Raw genomic sequence first — 19,654 nt, 5'->3', positions numbered from 1 at the left:
AACGGACCAGGCGCCCCTTGACAGCCGCGCCGACATGGCCCTGGCGTCAGCTTTTCATTCGGAAGTGGCGCAGCCGCACTCCCGTGGCGGCCAGCCAGGCGAAGTACACGCCTCCCCCGACCGCCACCAGGGCCGCCAGCCAGCCCGCACGCCTCGCCAACGACCAGTCGAGCCATTGGTGCCAGTCCGGCGCCAGCCAGACGAGAGCCAGGCCCATCGCCATGCAGCCGCCGAGCAGCTGCACCGCATAACGTCCCCAGCCCGCCTGGAAGATCAGCACTCCCCGGCGATGCAGCAGCCTGCCCAGCAAGCCGGCATTGAGAAACGCCGAGAGCGCCGTGGCCAACGCCAGCCCCGCATGCGCCAGCGGCCAGATCAGGATCAGGTTGAAGACCATGTTGGCGCCCATGGCGATCATGCCGATCGTGACCGGCGTCTTGGTATCCTGCTGGGCGAAGAAGCCCGGCGCCAGCACCTTGATCAGCATGAAGGCCACCAGGCCCACGGCATAGGCACGCAGACTCATGGCCGCCATGTCGATATCGTGGTCGGTCATGGCGCCATAGTGGAACAGAGTGATCAGCAACGGCTCGGCCAGCACCACCAGGGCCAGCGCCGCCGGCAGCCCGAGCAGCAGCACGGCGCGGATCGCCCAGTCGAGCATCTGCGCGAAGTGTTCCCGGGACTGCTCGGCGTGGCGCTTCGACAAGGCCGGCAGGATCACCGTGCCAATGGCCACCCCGAACACTCCCAGCGGCAGCTCCACCAGACGGTCGGAATAATACAGCCAGGAGACACTGCCAGCCGCCAGCAACGACGCCAGCACGGTATCCAGCAGCAGATTGATCTGCGCTACCGAAACGCCGAACATCGCCGGCGCCATCAGCTTGAGCACGCGCCGCACGCCCGGGTGGGCGAACCTGGGCCAGGGGCGTGGCAACAGGCCCAGCCGGGCGAGGAACGGCACCTGGAAGGCCAACTGGGCCGCCCCGGCGATCAGCACCCCCCAGGCCAGTGCCAGCGCGGGCTCGCTCACCAGGGGCGTGAGCAGCATGGCCGCACCGATCAACGACAGGTTGAGCAGCACCGGCGTGAAGGCCGGTACAGCGAAGCGTCCCCAGGTGTTGAGCACACTCCCCGAGAAGGCCGTCAGCGAGATCAGCAACAGGTAGGGGAACGTCAGCCGCAACATGTCCACGGTGAGCGCCATCTTCTCGGGGTCACGCGCAAACCCCGGTGCGAAAGCCCAGGCCAGCCAAGGGGCGGCCAGCATGGCCAGGGCGGTGATCAGCATCAGCACCGCCGCGAGGCTGCCGGCCACGGCATCGAGCAGCTCGCGCACCTCGTCCCGGGTGCGCTGGGTGGCATATTCGGACAGCACCGGCACGAAGGCCTGGTTGAAGGCTCCCTCGGCGAACAGCCGACGCAGGAAGTTGGGCACCTTGAAGGCCACGAAGAAGGCATCCGCACCCTGCCCGGCACCGAACAGCGCGGCGATCACCATGTCCCGGGCCAGTCCCATCACCCGCGACAGCATGGTCATGCTGCTGACGACCATGCCCGAACGCATCAGCCCGCCTCGACGGGGCGCCGCTTGACGAGACGCCTCGTCAACGACCGCTGACGCGGTCTCGGATGACGTCTGCTCGGGTGGTTGCTGTCGATCGGTCACGGTGTGGTTCCTTGCCAGGCCAGATGGAACGGAAACAATAAACCGTCGGCAACGGTTTTTGACGTCGCACAGCGACGGCCCGAAGGGTGGCCGCCAGGGAGAGCGGCCACAAAAAAACCGGCCGCAGCCGGTTTTTCGATGGAACACTCGCGAGAAGGTTCGCGAGCTCCATGGGCGTCCGGCGCGCTTACGCTGCCAGGGCCTTGATGCGCTTGTTGAGACGGCTCTTCAGGCGAGCGGCCTTCTTCTTGGAGATCACGTCCTTGTCGGCGATGCGGTCGATGACCGGCTGGGCCTGCTTGAAGGCATCCATCGCCTGGGCGTGGTCACCGCCATTGATGGCCTTGATGACGTTCTTGACGTAGGTGCGAACCATGCTGCGCTGGCTGGCTTTCAGGACACGACGGCCTTCCGCCTGACGGGCGCGCTTGCGGGCTTGCTTAGTGTTAGCCACTGACTGTCTCCTTGGAGAAAGTTGTTACCGCCGAATTCGGCGGTGTTCAATAACATATTGATCCAACAGGGAAATAAAAAAATCCCCGTCGGCCTGGCCATCCGGCCGACCGCGCAATGTGGCGCAGTCGCTTACGGGCCGTGTCTGAGAGGATGGCGCATCCTATCATGCCGCGCGAGGCCATGCCAGCCTGGCGCGGTGCAGCACTTTCTTTACAGGACGACCAGGTTGTCGCGGTGTATGAGCTCCGGCGACTCCATGTAGCCGAGGATCGCCTCGATGCGATGACTGGGCTGGCCGAGCAGGCGACGCACTTCATCGACACCATAATTGACCAGCCCCTTGGCCACCCGCTGCCCCTGTTCGTCGACGCACAGCACCATGTCGCCGCGCACGAAGTCGCCCGACACGCTTTTCACTCCCACCGGCAACAGGCTGGAGCCGCTGTCGCGCAGCACCTTCACCGCGCCGTCATCCAGGGTCAGGTTGCCGCGCACCTGGAGCTGCCCCGCCAACCAGCGCTTGCGCGCCGCCATGGGCGCACGCTCGGGCATGAGCAGGGTACCCAGTCGCTCACCTGCAACGAGCCGGCCAAGCACATCGCGCTGACGCCCGCTGGCAATCACCGTGACCGCCCCGGAACGCGCCGCCAGGCGCGCCGCTCGTACCTTGGTCGACATGCCGCCCCGCCCCAGGGCACCGCCACCGCCGGCCACCTCGGCCAGCCGGGGATCATCGGCACGCCCTTCCGTGATCAGGCGGGCATTCGGATCATGGCGGGGGTCTGCATCGAAGAGCCCCTCCTGGTCGGTCAGGATGACCAGGGCATCGGCTTCCAGCAGGTTGGCCACCAGGGCGCCGAGGGTGTCGTTGTCGCCGAAGCGGATCTCGTCGGTGACCACGGTGTCGTTCTCGTTGACCACTGGCACCACGCCCAGCCCGACCAGGGTGCGCAGTGCGGAACGCGCATTGAGGTAGCGCTTGCGATTGGAGAGATCGTCATGGGTCAGCAGGATCTGGGCGGTGGTCAGCCCATGGCGGGCGAAGTGACCTTCGTAGCATTCGGTCAAGCCGTTCTGCCCCACCGCAGCGGCGGCCTGCAGGGCGTGCACCTCGGAAGGACGCGTCTGCCAGCCGAGCCGCACCATGCCCGCCGCCACGGCGCCGGACGACACCAGCACCACCTCGATGCCGCGCCGATGCAGCTCAGCGATCTCGTCGACCCAGCCGCCGATGGCCGGCTCATCGAGCCCTCGACCGTCGTTGGTCAACAGCGCGCTGCCAATCTTCACCACCACCCGCCGCATGCGCTTCAGCGCCTCGCGGTCAGGCACTTGCTCGAGATCGTCCATCGGCTCCTCGGTCGAGGTTGTATCAGTTGATCCAAAACCCACACAGGGCGGGTGATGCCCGCCCAGCCATCAGGGCTGCGCGAGCGCCGCCGCTCCTGTCATCAAGGAACGTATTCGACCTCGACATCATAATCATCATCGTCGAAGTCATCGTCATCCTCGTCGTCCCGCTTGCGCTTGCGGCCCAGGCGCGCCTCGGCACGCGCCACCGACTCATCTTCCATGCGGCGACGCATCTCGCGCTCGTGCTCGGCGGCCTCCTCGTCCTCGTTCTCCAGCCGGCGCTGCTCGGTGAGCCAACGGTGCACGGCCTGCACCAGGGCATCGGTGCCCTCGCCGCTGATCGCCGACAGGCGGAAAACGGGCCCCTGCCACGCCAGACGCGCCACGATGTCATCGGCCACGGCTTCCCGCTCCTCGGCGGGCAGCAGGTCGAGCTTGTTGAGCACCAGCCAGCGCGGACGCTCGGCGAGCGCCGGGGAGAATTGCCCCAGCTCGTGGGCGATGGACCGGGCGGCCTCCACGGGATCGCTCTCATCGAAGGGCGCGACATCGACCACATGCAGCAACAGCCGCGTGCGCGTCAGGTGCTTGAGAAAGCGCAGCCCCAGACCGGCTCCATCCGAGGCTCCCTCGATCAAGCCCGGCACATCGGCCATCACGAAGTGCTCATGCTGGCCCAGCTTCACCACGCCGAGATTGGGCACCAGGGTGGTGAAGGGATAATTGGCCACCTTGGGCTTGGCCGCCGACACCGAGCGGATCAACGTCGACTTGCCGGCATTGGGCATGCCCAGCAGGCCGACATCCGCCATCACCTTCATCTCGAAGCGCAGGTTGCGGCGCTCTCCCTCGGTGCCCGGCGTGGTACGCCGCGGCGCCCGGTTGGTCGAGGACTTGAAGTGAATGTTACCCAGACCGCGGCGACCGCCCTGGGCGACGAGCACCACCTGGCCGGCCTCGGTCACATCGGCGATCACCTCGAGGGTATCCTCGTCGATCACCGTGGTGCCCACCGGTACCTTGATATGCAGATCCTCGCCGGCACGGCCGCTCATCTGCCGCCCCTGACCCGGCTGGCCATTCTGGGCCTTGTAGAAGCGCTGGTACTTGAAGTCGATGAGGGTGTTCAGGGCGTCGTCACCGATCAGGTGCACGCTGCCGCCATGGCCACCATCGCCACCGTCCGGCCCGCCCTTGGGCACGTACTTTTCGCGGCGAAAGCTCAGGCAGCCATTACCGCCCTTGCCGGCTTCCACGATGATCGAGGCTTCGTCGACGAACTGCATTGTTCATTCTCCCGGCGATGCATGTCGCCATGATACAAGAAGGCCCCGCCATGGCGGGGCCTTCTCGCGACAGGTTCGAGGCGGTCTCAGGCGGAGACGACGCTCACGAACTTGCGATTCTTCGGACCCTTGGTCTCGAACTTGATCACGCCCTCGTCCAGAGCGAACAGGGTGTGGTCCTTGCCGATCCCGACACCGGTGCCGGCGTGGAACTTGGTGCCACGCTGACGGACGATGATGTTGCCCGGGGAAACGGCCTGGCCGCCGAACAGCTTGACGCCTAGGCGCTTGGATTCGCTGTCGCGACCGTTACGGGTAGAGCCCGCTGCCTTCTTGTGAGCCATTGCAAATACCTCGCTCGTTCAGGGGATGGACCGCTTACGCGGAGATCCCGGTGATCTTGACTTCGGTGAACCACTGACGGTGGCCCTTGCGCGTCATGCTGTGCTTGCGGCGACGGAACTTGATGATCTTCACCTTCTCGCCACGGCCGTGGGAAACGACCTCGGCAGACACCTTGGCACCGTCGACGTTCGGCGCACCGACCGTGACGTCGTCGTCATTGCCCACCAGCAGCACTTCATCGAACTCGATGGTGTCGCCGGTCGGCACTTCCAGCTTCTCGAGCTTGAGCGTCTGGCCTTCCTGAACGCGGTACTGCTTGCCACCGCTCTTGATAACTGCGTACATGCTTCTCTCTCCAGGACTCATCGGGGTTGGCTCTTCGTCGACCTGCTTCGAGTGGCACCCCTCTTGGCACCATCTGACAGGGAGCGAGATGAGTGGGTCGCGGATTATAGCGGTGAACGCTCGCACATTCAACAACCCCGATCCACGCCGCCCCACGACCGGGCTCATGGAGGTACTGGCACGCTTGACGCCCCCCGGGGGGCCCCATAGCATGGCCGACACTTCGGTCAAATACTGACTGACCGCCCACTTCCGTCTCATCGATATCGCCTTACATGCCAGCCACCACCGTGCCGACACAGCTCACTACCCCCGACACGCCTATCCATGCGGTGGTGGCCGAAGACTTTGCCGCCGTCAACCGCACCATCCAGACCCAGCTCGCCTCACGCATCCCGCTGGTGGAGGCCATCGGCCAATACATCGTCGACAGCGGCGGCAAGCGCATGCGCCCCCTGCTGGTGCTGCTGGCCGCGCGTTCCCTGGGGTACGAGGGGGATCAGCACGTGGCCCTGGCCACCCTGATCGAGTTCATGCACACCTCGACGCTGCTGCATGATGACGTGGTCGACGAATCGCACATGCGACGCGGCCGCGCCACCGCCAACGACGCCTGGGGCAATGCCCCCTCGGTGCTGGTGGGCGACTTCCTCTATTCACGCTCCTTCCAGATGATGGTCGGCGTCGGCTCCATGCGCATCATGGAGATCCTCTCGGCGGCAACCTGCACCATCGCCGAGGGTGAAGTCCAGCAGTTGACCAATGTCGGCAACCCGGATGTCGACGAGGCGGCCTACTTCGAGACCATCCAGGGCAAGACCGCCATGCTGTTCGAGGCGGCCTCCCACTGCGGCGCGATCATCGCCGACGCCACCCCGGAGCAGGAAGCCGCCCTGCAGGCCTACGGCCGCTATCTCGGCCTCGCCTTCCAACTGGTCGACGACCTGCTCGACTACCGGGGCGATGCCGACACCATGGGCAAGAACGTCGGCGACGACCTGGCCGAGGGCAAGCCCACCCTGCCGCTGATCCAGGCCATGGTCACCGGCTCTCCCGAGCAGGCCAAGGTGATCCGCCAGGCCATCCGTCAAGGCGGTCTCGAGCGGCTCGACGAGGTTCTGGCCATCGTCCACGATACCGGCGCGCTGGACTATACCCAGCGCCGCGCGGAGGAAATGTCGGCCAAGGCCCTGGCCCAGCTTGAGGTCCTGCCGCCCTCCGTCTTCCGCGACAGCATGGAGCAACTGGCGCACCGCGCAGTGGACCGCCGCACCTGACCACCGGCATGGCCAAAGGGCTTGCGCGGCAAGCTCATTTGCGTATAATACGCATCCGTTGTCACCCGCAGGGTCCAACATCGGAGTATAGCTCAGCTTGGTAGAGCGCTGCCTTCGGGAGGCAGAGGTCGTAGGTTCGAATCCTGCTACTCCGACCAAGAACATCAGAGAAACGGCCACCTAGCTCATCAGAGCGGTGGCCGTTTTTCGTTGGGCGCCCTTCTTTAGGTTTAGATCTCTCTTCTTCCTCGGCAACTCGTGAGACACCTTCAACTTATCAACGATTCTCAATAAGCAAGAGCCCTTAAAAATCCACACTCAACATCAACGAGTGACCCACTCTACTTGAACTGCGGGATTGGCCATCTCAACCATATCCGTACAGTGCCCCGAAACACGACGTGCTTTGGGTCTATAGCAGCCTCAACGCTTTGAATGGGCCATCGACGACATCGGCTATACGTGCGTCGAGTACCGCGGAAGCGGCTATCCAGCACAACGCCACCATCAGCAATGCTCGCATCATTTACAAGCACCGACTCCTTACCTTAGAGAAAAATCTTGAACCCCAATATCAACAATTTTTCTTTTCATGGAAGCCAGCTCCTCATCATATAGGCATAAAACTCCTTGCCGCTTCTCAGGGCGAACGAGCCTACTCAGACTTCCTTTTCCGAACCCTGATCCCAGAGCAACAATAGACCCATGCTTAACATCATAATACCTTCCCTTTATATTGTAGACTCCAGAAACTCCAACCCTTGCCGCGCAAAAGTGGGGATGAAACCTGCTGACTATAACCCTGTCATTTTGTGACAGCCTCCCTCTTGCATACACCCAGTCGCGCGAGCACACGACCTCCAAGTCACTTATATGACTCCTCATAAACTCAATAACATTTTCATCCTGCCACGGATAACACTCCCAAAACACGACTCTATCAAACTCTCTCGCATACTCGGAGAGACGCTTCAGATAGCTCCTTGACATCCTGCAGATGTCATGCTCTATAAAAGAGAGCACTAGATTGGCACCACCATGTCCATCGCAAGAAAACAGGTCCTCTCTCTTTAGCATAAAATTATCATCAAACCCATTCACAACATTCCCCTTTCCTCCGGAAAGCGACTTCACTAACCTGAAGCTCTCAACATCCCGAAGTTCAAAAACAGAAAAACAATCCATTAACGAGACAAACTTCTCCCTTTGTTCTCTGCTTGGCTTTCCCATAGGCATCAGACCGATACCTGTCGCCATCGCAGGTATTCCCTCACGTTTCGCCAACGACATCGTAAAGCCTAGTATGAACCCATGCCACGGAAAAATATCGTTAAAATACCCGCCCCCATGCAAATGTATAGCTCGCACAGAATCTATAAAATCAAAATTCTCTTCACCATAAATATCAACCCCTCCTTTATCGAAAAACTCCACCCCCCTGACGAACTGTTCCCAGAACGACAATCCAGCCACACTTCCACACAGGCCATACAAAAAATCATCAAAAACTATTGCTGTACCGTACTCCTTGGCCGATTCAACCCCCTCCTCGTGAAACCTTTCTGAACTCACCTTACTATTTGTTTCTATCCTAATATTTTTAACATTCTCATTCCTTGACAAGTAGCTCATCCACCCCCTAACGATGAGTTCATCTCCATAATTCATTGACCCACTCCCACCTATTAACCAATACATAGAACCCTCACAACCTTCAATATTTAAAACATAAACCCCAGAATAACGACATTCTTTACATGTTTCCTCATGAAAAGCCGAACATCGTCTCAAAAAATTCCAGTATTATTACCTCGACCAAAAACATGGCGGTAACTACCCATGCATGAGGGACTTCGGCAGGCTGATACGCAAACCAGACACTGAACATCAGCAGACTGCCCCACCGATGGGAATCTTGTGTCGTGTGCTCAACTCCAGCTCGCATCCCCTGACCCAGAGATAATCTGTCCTGTGCTTGAGCGGTTCTCCGATAGCACCGCCTGTTGCTGCACTGGAGAGAGGAGGCTCACGATGCTGTTTCGACATTGCTCACTCCATTGCCAAGAACTCAAAGATTCCAAGCAACTACAGCAAGCTCCATGCCAACATCCGGAGACCCGCCATCCTGGGCAATGAGATGATAGCGCTTGCACTATCCAGCATATATCATAGCAATAGTCAGCATATTTGATAGTATATCCGTTATATATAATGGGGGAATAATGCTTCATACGTACGCGTCAATGCTGGAAGTCTGGCGCGAAGCCTGCCGGCACATCGAGATTGCCGAGTCGGTCGCCGCCATAGCTGACCAGTTATCGCAGTGGCTACCGATCAAGCGGTTGCTGATCCGCCGCCTCGATCCGGTCACGTACCACCTTGAAACCGTGGCAGACACACTCGGCTCCAAGGATGAGTCACGTGATCGTGGATTAACCGAGTTGTCCAGCGACAACATAGAGCGTTTGATGAAATGGTGTCAGCTAGGAGAGTTGGCACACTGTGCCTCTCGACATCACGAGCACTCATTTACGCTAGCCGCGATACCGACTTCGCTGACCGACAACGTCTTGATCGGTCCTCTCATCAGCGAGCACGACACCGTCGGGCTGCTCATTATGCAACTTCGTCCCGATGCGAAGATCTCTGAACACGACGAAGTCCTCTGCAAGAGACTCCTTGAGCCGTTTGCGGCAGCGCTCGAAAACGACCGCCGGTTGCGGGAGCTGAAAGCACTGCGTGAATCGGCTGAAGCAGATAAGCGCTCTCTACTTTCGCGGCTAGGCCGCGATGCGTTGGGTGATACGGTGATCGGGGCCGACAATGGATTACGCCAGGTCATGCAACGCGTACAACAAGTGGCAGACTCGGATGCGGCAGTACTGGTACTAGGCGAAACCGGATCGGGAAAGGAAGTCATTGCGAGAAGTGTGCATCAACGCTCGACTAGAGCAGGAGGGCCCTTCATTCGCGTGAACTGCGGTGCCATTCCCCCTGAATTGGTCGATTCCGAGCTTTTCGGTCACGAGAAGGGAAGTTTCACAGGCGCTGTGTCAAGACGTCGTGGATGGTTCGAGCGTGCCGATGAAGGCACACTGTTCCTGGATGAAATTGGCGAGCTCCCCATGGCAGCTCAAGTGCGACTATTACGCGTGCTGCAGGACGGGTCTTTCGAAAGGGTTGGTGGCGAGACTTCCATCCAAGTCGATGTTCGGGTGGTAGCTGCAACGAATAACGACCTGGCTCGAATGGTCCAACGCGGCGAGTTTCGTGAGGATTTGTGGTACCGAATCGCCGTCTTTCCCATTGTCCTTCCCCCTTTGCGGGAGCGCAGTGAGGATATTCCTGCATTGGCAGAGCATTTTGCTGAACGCGCCGCACGACGGTTCGGAATGAAGCCGCAAGTGCTTTCCGCTCACGACCTCTCGCTTCTAGCAGCCTACCCATGGCCCGGGAATGTACGCGAGTTCAACTCTGTGTTGGAACGAGCCGTGATTCTTGGTGATGGCGAACGGCTCGATGTCAGTCAAGCATTGGGCGTTGCAAGCGAAACGACACCACCCCTCCCGCAGTCCACATCTTCGAACTCTGAGCGCAAGCAGTTAAAAAACACGGAAATACAGCCACTCGATGTTGTAATTCGCTCACACATTGAGCGCGCTCTGGTAGCCAGCCGAGGACGCATTGAAGGCCCCGAAGGTGCTGCTGACATATTACGTATCAATCCACACACGTTGCGAGCCCGCATGAGAAAATTGGCAATCGACTGGTCGAGGTACCGACAGTGAGGGCTAGAATTGATGTCTTCTCCTCACGTGGAAACCTCCGCCCAGATCGAAGCGTTCGTGATCGAGACTTGACAACAGTAAGAGAGCCACTGATAGCAAATGGAATCCACAAGAAACGGACTGTGAACGATGGGCACCCTGTATGCTGCCTTGCTGAACGTTGTCGACTGGCTCCTCGTCGATGATGATCGGGGCCAGTGATAGATAGACTCGGCCAGGTCGGGTCGGGAGATCAAGGGCCTCCTTGCCGGAAATAGCGCCCCCAAACTCACGAGCGGCCAACCATAGTTGTTTCCTGGCTTCGGGAATGATGAGTTCGTCGGCTCGATGCAGACCAGCCCCCCGACCGTGTTGCCAAGATCCTGCACGAGATCGTTCGCGAACCGGTTTCCCATGAATAAAAGCACGATGCAACAGGGGAATGTCCACGGTTGCCAATCAAATGACTTGGCATTGGCCGGTATAAAATGCGCAGGATTTCCCCAGGCCACAGCGCCTACGCGGGGACCTTTCATGGCGACCTGCCCCAGTCGCTGCGCCACGAGGTCCTGGCCCGGCTACCCGATGACCTGCGCCGGGTCGTGGAAACCTTCGAGGCGCATTATCCCTGACCGCCTGCTGCTGCCGCTCATCGAGCCGCAAGCCCCTTATCGCTATCAACAGCGAAGCAGGCAGTCAGGACGCGAGCTCTTCCATCATGCTCCCTTGCCGGAGACCACGGATTGCGCGCGAGCACTGGAAAGATGCACACGGCGCAGCTTGACGTTGTCACCGACCAGGTGCCGCTGCAGCACCTCGAGCGAGACATTGCGCGTTTCCGGCATCAGGAACAGCACGAATATCAGCTGCAACAGCATCATGACGGCGAAGAAGGCGAATACCGGGCCACCGCTGAAGGTACCCAGCACCCAGGGCATGACCAGGGTGATCAAGGCCGCGAAGATCCAGTGAACCGAACTGCCGAAGGATTGGCCGCGAGCGCGCACGTGATTGGGGAAGACCTCGGCAATGAACACCCAGATCACCGCACCCTGACTGATGGCATGAGCGGCAATGAACAGGCCCAGCAGCAGCGGCACCTCGATACCGCCGAGGGCATCAATGAAGAAGGCTCTCGATATCAACACCAGTGATATCAAATAACCGGCAGAGCCGATGAAAAGCAGGGTGCGCCGCCCGAAACGATCGATCAGGGACATGCCGATCATGGTGAAGACCAGATTGACCAGACCAATGCCGGCCGTCGACAACAATGCTGCCTGGCTCTCCAGTTCGGCAGCCTCGAGCACGCGGGGGGCATAGTAGATGATGAAGTTGATGCCGGAGAGTTGATTGAAGAAAGCGATCAGGAAGGCCAACAGAACCGGTAGGCGATAGCGACGCGAGAAAAAGGGAGCATGCGCATTGCGCTCTTCATCCTCGGCAGCGCGGATAGTCGCGATCTCCGCGTCAGTATCCGCCTCGGGATTGATCAGGCGCAGCACGCGAGACGCCTCCGCGACATCGTTACGCTTGAGAATCAACCAGCGCGGACTACGCGGCACTCGAGTGATCATCAGCGTGTAGAGGAGAGCAGGCACCGCCTCGATACCCAGCATCCAGCGCCAGGCCCCTTCGGTGATCAGGCTGCCGATGATGTAGTTCGAGATGAACGCCATCAGGATGCCGAAGACGATATTGAACTGGTACATGGCGACCAACAGGCCGCGATGCTTCGGTGGGGCGATCTCGGAGATGTAGGTGGGAGCGGCCACCGAGGAAATGCCCACGCCGATGCCGCCGATCAGACGAAAGATGGCGAACAGTACCGGGTCCGAGACCACTGCGGATCCCACGGCGGATACCAGATAGAACACACCGATGATGAGCAGGGTGGCGCGCCGACCGAAAGTATCGGTGGGCCAGTTACCGAAGATGGCGCCCAGCACGGTCCCCCACAGAGCCATGGACATGATCAGCAGGCCATGCTGCAGGTCACTTAATCCCCACAGGGCCTGGATAGGCTTGTCGGCGCCCGAAATCACCGCCGTGTCGAAGCCGAACAGGAAGCCGGCCAGAGCCACGGTGATCGACCATTGCACGATACGCGTCATTGTCATTGTCCTTCTTTCAGGGTCATTTGACGGCTTGATGAATCGATTCATCTTGCAGCCGACAGCATGCTCAAATGCAATGTTGGCAATGGCTAGATGAATCGTGTCAGCAAGAAGACATTACAGCAGCCCAGGCCGAATAGTGCGACTCGATGATCTTGGACTTTGGTATGAATAGACGCTGGAATGGGCCTTCAAGCGCGTTTCTCTCAAACGGATAGACCGCTCGTCACGCCTATCACCGTGATCATGTACCTACTGACAAACAACAAAGCTTCGCGGCAATGCTGCCTTGCTTCGCATGCATCAGGCCGCCGCCCGACACCACCGGTCTTGGGCTATCTCTTTGATGAAATTGGGCATCAAAGGATGAAAAATCGATGAATTATTTCATCGACTCATCCGTCATCGGCCACCCGGCAATATATTTCATCCAAATTATCAATACGTTATAAATATCAAAGAAATGGCACGCCTCTTGCTGTATCGATTTCGATCCTGGCGTATATCAATGCGCTGGGGCACAGGCCAACCGATATCAACAAGAGACCACGCCCATGCACGTCAGTAGCTTCAAGACCGCCCACCGTTTGATCACCGGCCAGCAGGCTTCCCAAGATCTCCTGGCGCAGGTAAGCCGACTTGGCATGCAAAAACCTCTACTCGTTACCGACCGTGGTGTGCGCAAATCAGGCACCTTGGATCTCGTGACGTCCCGAGTGAAGGATCTGGGTTACGCCATCTACGATCGCGTCCCTCCCGAACCGGAAATCGAGATCGTCGAGGAATGCACCCAGGCCTTTCGACATGGAGAACATGACGGCTTGATCGCCGTCGGTGGCGGCAGCGCCATGGACATTGCAAAGTGCGTTTCGGTTTACGCTCGATACAGCGGTACGCTGGATACCCTGTTCGGCGAGGACAAGGTCGAATCGTCGGGAGTGCCCTTGATCGCCATTCCCACAACCGCCGGCACGGGTTCCGAAGTCACCAACATCGCCATCCTCGCTGACAACAGGCAAGGCACGAAGCGAGGCATCGTCAGCGACTACTTGCTGCCCGACGTTGCCCTGGTGGCCCCGGAAATGACGTTGAGTTGCCCACGTTCGGTGACCGCCGCCAGTGGTGTAGATGCCCTCGTTCACGCCATCGAGGCCTACCTTTCGAACTTCGCCAGCCCCCTCACCGATGCATTGGCGCTCAAGGCCATGACGCTGATCGTCAGGGCCCTGCCCAAGGCATTCGCCAACCCGAACAACCTTGCCGCACGCGAGGACATGGCCACCGGCAGCCTGATGGCAGGGCTGGCCTTCGGCAATGCCGGCGTCGGTGCCGTACATGCCCTGGCCTACCCTCTGGGTGGCCGTTACCACCTGGCCCACGGAGTGAGTAACGCCTTGTTATTGCCGCATGTCATGGCCTGGAACAAGCTGGCCTGCGTCGAACGCTTCCAAGATATCGCTCATGCCTTCGGCGAACCGTGCCAGGGCTTGTCTGCCACCCAGATCGCCGACAACGTCATCGACCGATTGCACCGATTGTGTCGTGACGTCGAGATTCCCGCACAACTGCGGACATTCGATATCCCCGAATCCGCCCTTCCCGAACTGGCCGAAGCCGCCAGCAAGGTCGAGCGCCTTCTGCGTAACAATCCTCGCGTCCTGAGTCGTGACGACATCGAGCAGATCTACCGCGCTGCCTATTAGGCATTTCCTGCCTTGATAACAACACCAATAGTGGAGATACGCCATGAATCAATGGAAACATCGTGCCGAAGGCGCGGAAACGCCTTACATCGCCATGGGGCCTTTCAAGCTCCGCCTTCCCTTCCTTCATTATCGCTTCGAGTTGCCTGACTATCTTCAGGGACTCTTGATGTGTGCGGTGGATCTGGCCGCCATCCCCTTGATGACGGAACTGCTGGGCATGCCCTTCGAAGCGGCTCTTGCCATCGTGATGCTGAACGGCGTGTTATACCTCCTGCACCATCTATTTGGCGATCCCGTCGTCCCCGGCTGGATCACGCCAGCCATTCCCTTGCTGATGGCTTACGTGACAACCTTCCCCGAAGGCGAAGCCCGGGTGCATGCATTGATCGCCTTCCAGATGATGCTGGGGATCCTGGCCCTTTTCCTCGGGCGAACAGGACTGGCAGCCAGGGTAGTGAGCCTCATTCCCTCCGCCATCAAGGCAGGTGTGATCATGGGCGCTGGTCTGGCCGCCATCGTGGTGGTCTTCGACGAAGGTGGGCGTTTCTCGCAGTACCCCTTCACCATCAGCATCGCCGTAGGCCTGGCCTTCTACCTGATCTTCTCTCGACACTTCGCCAAACTGAAAGCGAGTGGCGGTGCCTGGGCCACTCTCGGCAAGCTCGGCATTTTCCCCATCATCGTCCTGGCCATCATCATCGCGCCACTCTTCGGTGAAGCGCCCTGGCCCGACGTGGAGTGGGGGATCAGCCAACCCGACTTCGCGCTGATGTTGAGCGAATACACTGTCTTCGGCGTCGGGCTCCCTCCGCTGTCGATGTACGTCACTGCCATTCCCACCGTCCTTGCTGCCTATATCGTACTGTTCGGCGATGTGCTGCAAAGCAAGGCCCTGCTCGACGAAGCCGACGACATGCGTCGCGATGAGAAAGTCGATTACAACCCCGACCGCGCTCACATGATCTTCGGTGGTCGCAATCTCGGCATGAGCGTGTTTGGTCCTGATGTGGTGATGTGCGGCCCACTCTGGGCTGCCATGCAGGTAGTGATCACGGAACGCTACAAGGAGGGCAAGGCCGCCATGCACTCGATCTTCGGCGGTTCGGGCTCGTTCCGCTGGGGCACCAATACCGGCCTGCTGCTGCTCCCCATCGTCAGCCTGGTACAGCCGATTCTCGGCATTGCGCTGGCGCTTACCCTGCTGATCCAGGGTTATGTCAGCGTGCGCATCGGCATCATGGAAGCACGCAGCCAACGCGACCTGGGTATCGCCGGCGTGATTGCCGCGGTGCTGGTCATCAAGGGAGCCACCTGGGCCTTTGCGGTTGGCGTATTACTGTGCCTGCTGATCTACGGTCGCCGTTTCTTCTCGGGAGAGAACGATGGCACCTTCACCAAGGATCTGACCAGAGGCACCACTCCCCAACGTCCCGCCTCCGACTCAACCAAGAGTCTACATGAGTCCGATGCCTCGCTTGACGTACATTGAGGCAACGCCCGTCGGTCCTCCCGACGGGCGCCTTTACCGGAGGCAGGACATGCGGCATATCAGGGAAACTCAGAGCATGGCGGAAGTCCGGCCACTCTTCGAGCAACAGGACGTCGGAGCTGTCGAGGTATTCGACAACGTCGGCCAGGCCATTGGCGTGCTGACCCAGACCGATGTCGAAACCGCCGTTCGGGAGGCCAGGCTCGAGAACCAGGTTGGCGAATGCCTTCGCTATCGCGTTACGGGCGATTCCCCCTCGCTCGACATCGCCGACGTATCGAGCCACGGCTTCGATCACGAACCATTGCGCTCGGTGTTGAATGCCCTGCATGACGGGGTCTACATCACTGACGCCCGGGGTATCACGGTCACCGTCAACACGGCCTATGAGCGTCTCACCGGAATTCAGCGCGATGACGTGGTGGGCCGGCACATGGCCGACCTGGTCAAGGCCGGCTACATCTCGAAATCCGTGTCGCTGGAAGTGATTCGGGAGCGGCGCCCCATCACCCTGGTGCAGAGTATCCGCGACCACGACAAGATCCTCGTCAGTGGCATGCCCTTGCTCGATAACGAGGGGGCTCTACGCTATGTGATCACCAGCGTCCGCGACGTCACCGAACTACTGCGCGCCAAGCATGCTCAGGAACAGCTTGCACAGATCCACCGCATGCGCGAGGCCTATGATGTGGACGTCAGGAGCGATGGCCAGCCACCGTGGCTGATCGTCAGCCCCCAATCCCGGGAGTGCTATGCACTGGCCAGGCGTATCGCCCCCACGCAAGTCAAGGTATTGATCCAGGGAGAAACGGGCACGGGCAAGACACTACTGGCCCGCTATATCCATCAGCATAGCGAACGTGCCGAGGGACCTTTTCTCGAGCTTAACTGCACCGCCATGCCAGAGGGGCTTCTCGAAGCCGAACTCTTTGGCTATAGCCCGGGCGCTTTCACCGGGGCCGCGCCTCGCGGCAAGCAGGGCCTATTGGATGTCGCCCACGGCGGCACCCTGCTGCTCGATGAGATCGGTGACCTTCCCTTGGCCCTGCAGGCCAAGTTGCTCAAGGTTGTCGAGGAAAACCGCTTCCTGCCGGTCGGCGGTACAGAATTTCGCCATGCCAACATCCGACTGATCTGCGCAACCCACCGCGACCTGCAACAGCAGGTACATATGGGCCAGTTCCGCGAAGACCTCTATTATCGCCTCAGCGTCGTTCCCCTGACGCTGCCCCCCTTGCGCGAGCGCCGTGAAGAAATCATCCCCCTGCTTGATCATTACCTGACACACTTCAACCAGCGCCACGAAAAGACTCGATGCTGGCACCCCGAAAGCCTCGAGCTGCTCGCCGGCCATGACTGGCCCGGTAACATCCGCGAGTTGATCAATCTCACAGAACGCCTGGTGGTCAGCGTCTCCGAACAGGAAATCACGCCACATTGGTTGCCTCATGTTCCAGCTTCACTCGAGACGCCCAATCCCTCCGCCACCTGCGACGGTTCCCTGCGAGAACAGATCATGGAGCTGGAACGCCAGTTGATCGAGACAGCGCTGGCCACTCACGGCACGACCCGCGCGGCCGCCGCGGCCCTCGGTATCGATCAGTCGACGCTGGTCAAGAAAACCCGGCGCTGGCGCCTCTCGCGTTCTGCCTGACTCCGCTTCCGGGCCACGCCACACCTCGGGCCGGGCATCACGACGGCACCATGTCGTCCTTCAGTCGCTCTTCCAGCCAGGTCAGCAGGGCTCGGGGTGCGGCTCGCTGCCCCAAGCCCCGCTTGGCTCTGTTACCCTTTGGCTTCCCGATATTCATCAGACGGCGTGATTCCATGGCTGGCAGTTCCACCAAGCGGCGCCCCTATCAAGTGGCGGAAACCATCAAGCGTTGGATCGTCGAGAAGCAGCTCAAGCCTGGCGACCGGCTACCCGGCGAGGCGGAGCTGATGGAGCGTCTGGGGGTGTCGAAGGGCACCGTGCGGGAGAGCACCCGGGTGCTAGAGGCACAGGGGCTGGTGGAAACGCGTACCGGCCCGGGCGGCGGCGCCTTCGTGCACGCCATGAGCGAGGCCAGGGCGATCTCGCTGCTGAGCCACTACCTGTTCTTTCAGGACATCTCGATCCGCGATATCTACCAGATCCGCCTGGCGCTGGAACCGGAACTGGCGGCATCGCTGGCGGGTCGAGTCAGCCCTGAGGACATGTCGAGGCTGCGTGCCAGCCTGGAGAGCTACGCCGACACTGCCCGCGACGAGGAAGAAGAGCGCCAGCAGCACCTTGACTCGCTGAACTTCCACCTGATGCTCGCCGAGCTGTCGGGCGGCAACCCACTGTTGTGCTTCATTATTCGCTTCACTACCCAGGTGCTCTCGGACCTGACCATCTATCGGCGGCTCTACGAACCCGCCACGCACGATCTCGGCCGGACCGGCTGCCGCTTCCACGCCGAACTGCTCGATGCCATCGAGGCCGGCGACGCCGAACAGGCCAGGCGGATCATGCACGAGCACATGCTGTCCGCCCAGGCGGTGATGAACACCCAGGAAGCCCAGGTGCGCCGGGACTTCCTTTCCGAGGCGTGAGCTGGGTCAGTCGCGCTCGGCGAGCCCACGCAGGAAGGCCATCAGCACTCGCGTGGCCGCATCGGCGTCTGCGGCGGTGATGGCCTCGTCGGGGTGATGGCTCAAGCCGTCGTGGCAGCGCACGAACAGCATGCCGATATCGGTCAGATCGTGCATCGCCAGGCCGTCATGGCCAGCACCACTGAACAGCCGCTCGGCAGGCTGGCCGCATTCCTCGCTGGCCGCTTCCAGCGCCTCGATCATCCAGTCGGCGCAGTCCACCGCCTCGGCGCTATAGGTCTGTTCGATGTCGAGCGACAGCCCACGTGTCTCGGCAATCTCGGCAAAGGCGTCGAGCAGTCGCACGCGACCGGCCCGACGCACCTCGACACTGGGCGAACGCAGCTCCAGGGTAAAGGTGGTCTCGGCGGGAATCACGTTCACGGCGTTGGGCCGCACATCCAGCTTGCCGACCACCCCCACCAGATTGTCGGTGGCGTTGAGCACCCGATCGACCGCCGCCACCATCTCGGCGGCACCGACCAGAGCATCACGCCGCCCCGGCATCGGCGTGGTGCCGGCATGTCCCGCCTTGCCGGTAAGCGTGACCCGATGCCGTTCGATACCGGTCAGCGCCGTCACCACGCCCACGGCATGATCGCGCTGCTCCAGCACCGGCCCCTGTTCGATGTGGACCTCGCAGAAACCCAACACTCGCTCGGGGTCACGGGCCAGGGCCGGGATTGCCTCGGGGTCGCCTCCAAAGTCGCGTAATGCCTCGCCCAGCGTCATTCCGTCGGCATCTGTGGCGTCCAGGCTCTCCGCTTGAAAAGTACCGGCCAGGGCGCGACTGCCGATCAGGGTCGACTGGAAACGCGTGCCCTCTTCATCGCCGAAGGCCACCACCTGGATGCCATAGGGCAGTTCAACACCCTGCTCACGCAGCGTTTTCAGCGCCATCAGCGGCAGGGCCACGCCCAGCATGCCATCGTACTTGCCGCCCTCGACGACGGTATCCTGGTGGGAGCCGAGGATCAGCGTGCGTTCGCCGGCCGCTGCCCGCGGGCAACTGCCCACCAGGTTGCCTGAGGCGTCCAGGTGTGGCTCGAGCCCGGCTTCACGCATCCATCCTGCGATGAGTTCGAGCACGGCACGGTGCTCCATGCTGCAGAACAGGCGCGTCACGCCCGGCCCGGGCAGGGAGTGGTGCGCGGCCTCATCCAGCCACGCCAGCAGGTCATGCCCCAGCGAGGCGTTTCGATCGTGCATCGACATACTTTCTCCA

The 19,654-nt window shown here is 60.6% G+C and carries 16 protein-coding genes and 1 tRNA gene; 8 read left to right on the top strand and 9 right to left on the bottom strand.

Annotation, left to right across the window (positions count from 1 at the left end; translation table 11 throughout):
* Window positions 1-46: 46 nt before the first annotated feature.
* The 6 genes from murJ to rplU all read right to left on the bottom strand — a co-directional run bounded on the left by murJ (window position 47) and on the right by rplU (window position 5,457).
* Window positions 47-1,570: a murein biosynthesis integral membrane protein MurJ gene (gene murJ / locus HELO_RS01645; RefSeq protein ID WP_109637289.1), complete on the bottom strand. Its 1,524-nt coding sequence runs from the start codon at window positions 1,568-1,570 to the stop codon at window positions 47-49.
* 289 nt (window positions 1,571-1,859) lie between these two features.
* Window positions 1,860-2,126: a 30S ribosomal protein S20 gene (gene rpsT / locus HELO_RS01640; RefSeq protein WP_013331069.1), complete on the bottom strand. Its 267-nt coding sequence runs from the start codon at window positions 2,124-2,126 to the stop codon at window positions 1,860-1,862.
* A 212-nt stretch (window positions 2,127-2,338) separates the two neighbouring features.
* The gene (proB, locus tag HELO_RS01635) at window positions 2,339-3,478 is read right to left on the bottom strand and encodes a glutamate 5-kinase (protein ID WP_013331068.1); all 1,140 of its coding nucleotides are present in this window, start codon (window positions 3,476-3,478) and stop codon (window positions 2,339-2,341) included.
* A gap of 101 nt (window positions 3,479-3,579) precedes the next feature.
* Window positions 3,580-4,767, bottom strand: a complete 1,188-nt coding sequence (cgtA, locus tag HELO_RS01630) for an Obg family GTPase CgtA (protein ID WP_013331067.1) — start codon at window positions 4,765-4,767, stop codon at window positions 3,580-3,582.
* Window positions 4,768-4,853: 86 nt separating this feature from the next.
* Window positions 4,854-5,111 (bottom strand): 50S ribosomal protein L27, encoded by a 258-nt coding sequence (gene rpmA, locus HELO_RS01625; RefSeq protein ID WP_013331066.1) that lies wholly within the window; start codon window positions 5,109-5,111, stop codon window positions 4,854-4,856.
* A 34-nt stretch (window positions 5,112-5,145) separates the two neighbouring features.
* The gene (rplU, locus tag HELO_RS01620; protein WP_013331065.1) at window positions 5,146-5,457 is read right to left on the bottom strand and encodes a 50S ribosomal protein L21; all 312 of its coding nucleotides are present in this window, start codon (window positions 5,455-5,457) and stop codon (window positions 5,146-5,148) included.
* 275 nt (window positions 5,458-5,732) lie between these two features.
* On the opposite strand from rplU, the gene ispB reads away from it, so the two are divergent.
* On the top strand, window positions 5,733-6,734 hold the full coding sequence (gene ispB / locus HELO_RS01615; protein WP_013331064.1) for an octaprenyl diphosphate synthase: 1,002 nt from the start codon (window positions 5,733-5,735) through the stop codon (window positions 6,732-6,734).
* Between the two features lie 81 nt (window positions 6,735-6,815).
* Window positions 6,816-6,892, top strand: a tRNA-Pro gene (locus HELO_RS01610).
* A 385-nt stretch (window positions 6,893-7,277) separates the two neighbouring features.
* On the opposite strand, the gene HELO_RS19080 is transcribed toward HELO_RS01610, so the two are convergent.
* A complete protein-coding gene (locus tag HELO_RS19080; RefSeq protein WP_157953387.1) occupies window positions 7,278-8,402 on the bottom strand; it encodes a polysaccharide pyruvyl transferase family protein in 1,125 nt (374 codons plus the stop codon).
* A gap of 575 nt (window positions 8,403-8,977) precedes the next feature.
* Here HELO_RS19080 and HELO_RS01605 point away from each other — a divergent pair.
* Both HELO_RS01605 and HELO_RS19075 read left to right on the top strand, forming a co-directional pair.
* Entirely contained in the window at window positions 8,978-10,522 is a 1,545-nt protein-coding gene (locus tag HELO_RS01605) for a sigma-54 interaction domain-containing protein (protein WP_109637583.1), read from the top strand.
* Between the two features lie 467 nt (window positions 10,523-10,989).
* Complete coding sequence (locus tag HELO_RS19075; RefSeq protein WP_013331063.1) at window positions 10,990-11,133, top strand: hypothetical protein; 144 nt, start codon at window positions 10,990-10,992, stop codon at window positions 11,131-11,133.
* Between the two features lie 84 nt (window positions 11,134-11,217).
* Here the strand turns inward: HELO_RS19075 and HELO_RS01600 are convergent, their stop codons facing one another.
* On the bottom strand, window positions 11,218-12,615 hold the full coding sequence (locus HELO_RS01600) for a sugar porter family MFS transporter (RefSeq protein WP_013331062.1): 1,398 nt from the start codon (window positions 12,613-12,615) through the stop codon (window positions 11,218-11,220).
* Between the two features lie 557 nt (window positions 12,616-13,172).
* Between HELO_RS01600 and HELO_RS01595 the strand changes: the two genes are divergently transcribed.
* The 4 genes from HELO_RS01595 to HELO_RS01580 all read left to right on the top strand — a co-directional run bounded on the left by HELO_RS01595 (window position 13,173) and on the right by HELO_RS01580 (window position 18,390).
* The gene (locus HELO_RS01595) at window positions 13,173-14,321 is read left to right on the top strand and encodes an iron-containing alcohol dehydrogenase (protein WP_013331061.1); all 1,149 of its coding nucleotides are present in this window, start codon (window positions 13,173-13,175) and stop codon (window positions 14,319-14,321) included.
* A 43-nt stretch (window positions 14,322-14,364) separates the two neighbouring features.
* A complete protein-coding gene (locus HELO_RS01590) occupies window positions 14,365-15,813 on the top strand; it encodes a membrane protein (protein ID WP_013331060.1) in 1,449 nt (482 codons plus the stop codon).
* A 76-nt stretch (window positions 15,814-15,889) separates the two neighbouring features.
* Entirely contained in the window at window positions 15,890-17,467 is a 1,578-nt protein-coding gene (locus HELO_RS01585; protein ID WP_109637287.1) for a sigma-54 interaction domain-containing protein, read from the top strand.
* Window positions 17,468-17,640: 173 nt separating this feature from the next.
* The gene (locus HELO_RS01580) at window positions 17,641-18,390 is read left to right on the top strand and encodes a FadR/GntR family transcriptional regulator (protein WP_013331058.1); all 750 of its coding nucleotides are present in this window, start codon (window positions 17,641-17,643) and stop codon (window positions 18,388-18,390) included.
* A gap of 6 nt (window positions 18,391-18,396) precedes the next feature.
* Here the strand turns inward: HELO_RS01580 and HELO_RS01575 are convergent, their stop codons facing one another.
* Entirely contained in the window at window positions 18,397-19,638 is a 1,242-nt protein-coding gene (locus HELO_RS01575) for a M20 family metallo-hydrolase (RefSeq protein ID WP_109637581.1), read from the bottom strand.
* Between the last annotated feature and the right edge of the window lie 16 nt (window positions 19,639-19,654).

Origin of the sequence: Halomonas elongata DSM 2581, assembly GCF_000196875.2 — a bacterium.
GTDB classification, from domain to species: domain Bacteria; phylum Pseudomonadota; class Gammaproteobacteria; order Pseudomonadales; family Halomonadaceae; genus Halomonas; species Halomonas elongata.
The sequence above is the reverse complement of the archived record's forward strand: the minus strand, read 5'-3'. Positions and strand labels throughout refer to the sequence as shown.

Bases quoted from the DNA above. Each gene is read 5' to 3' on its own strand.
- murJ (WP_109637289.1), bottom strand. From the start codon at position 1,570: ATGCGTTCGGGCATGGTCGTCAGCAGCATGACCATGCTGTCGCGGGTG.
- proB (WP_013331068.1), bottom strand. From the start codon at position 3,478: ATGGACGATCTCGAGCAAGTGCCTGACCGCGAGGCGCTGAAGCGCATG.
- cgtA (WP_013331067.1), bottom strand. From the start codon at position 4,767: ATGCAGTTCGTCGACGAAGCCTCGATCATCGTGGAAGCCGGCAAGGGC.
- rpmA (WP_013331066.1), bottom strand. From the start codon at position 5,111: ATGGCTCACAAGAAGGCAGCGGGCTCTACCCGTAACGGTCGCGACAGC.
- rplU (WP_013331065.1), bottom strand. From the start codon at position 5,457: ATGTACGCAGTTATCAAGAGCGGTGGCAAGCAGTACCGCGTTCAGGAA.
- ispB (WP_013331064.1), top strand. From the start codon at position 5,733: ATGCCAGCCACCACCGTGCCGACACAGCTCACTACCCCCGACACGCCT.
- HELO_RS19080 (WP_157953387.1), bottom strand. From the start codon at position 8,402: ATGAATTATGGAGATGAACTCATCGTTAGGGGGTGGATGAGCTACTTG.
- HELO_RS01605 (WP_109637583.1), top strand. From the start codon at position 8,978: ATGCTGGAAGTCTGGCGCGAAGCCTGCCGGCACATCGAGATTGCCGAG.
- HELO_RS19075 (WP_013331063.1), top strand. From the start codon at position 10,990: ATGCGCAGGATTTCCCCAGGCCACAGCGCCTACGCGGGGACCTTTCAT.
- HELO_RS01600 (WP_013331062.1), bottom strand. From the start codon at position 12,615: ATGACGCGTATCGTGCAATGGTCGATCACCGTGGCTCTGGCCGGCTTC.
- HELO_RS01595 (WP_013331061.1), top strand. From the start codon at position 13,173: ATGCACGTCAGTAGCTTCAAGACCGCCCACCGTTTGATCACCGGCCAG.
- HELO_RS01590 (WP_013331060.1), top strand. From the start codon at position 14,365: ATGAATCAATGGAAACATCGTGCCGAAGGCGCGGAAACGCCTTACATC.
- HELO_RS01585 (WP_109637287.1), top strand. From the start codon at position 15,890: ATGGCGGAAGTCCGGCCACTCTTCGAGCAACAGGACGTCGGAGCTGTC.
- HELO_RS01580 (WP_013331058.1), top strand. From the start codon at position 17,641: ATGGCTGGCAGTTCCACCAAGCGGCGCCCCTATCAAGTGGCGGAAACC.
- HELO_RS01575 (WP_109637581.1), bottom strand. From the start codon at position 19,638: ATGCACGATCGAAACGCCTCGCTGGGGCATGACCTGCTGGCGTGGCTG.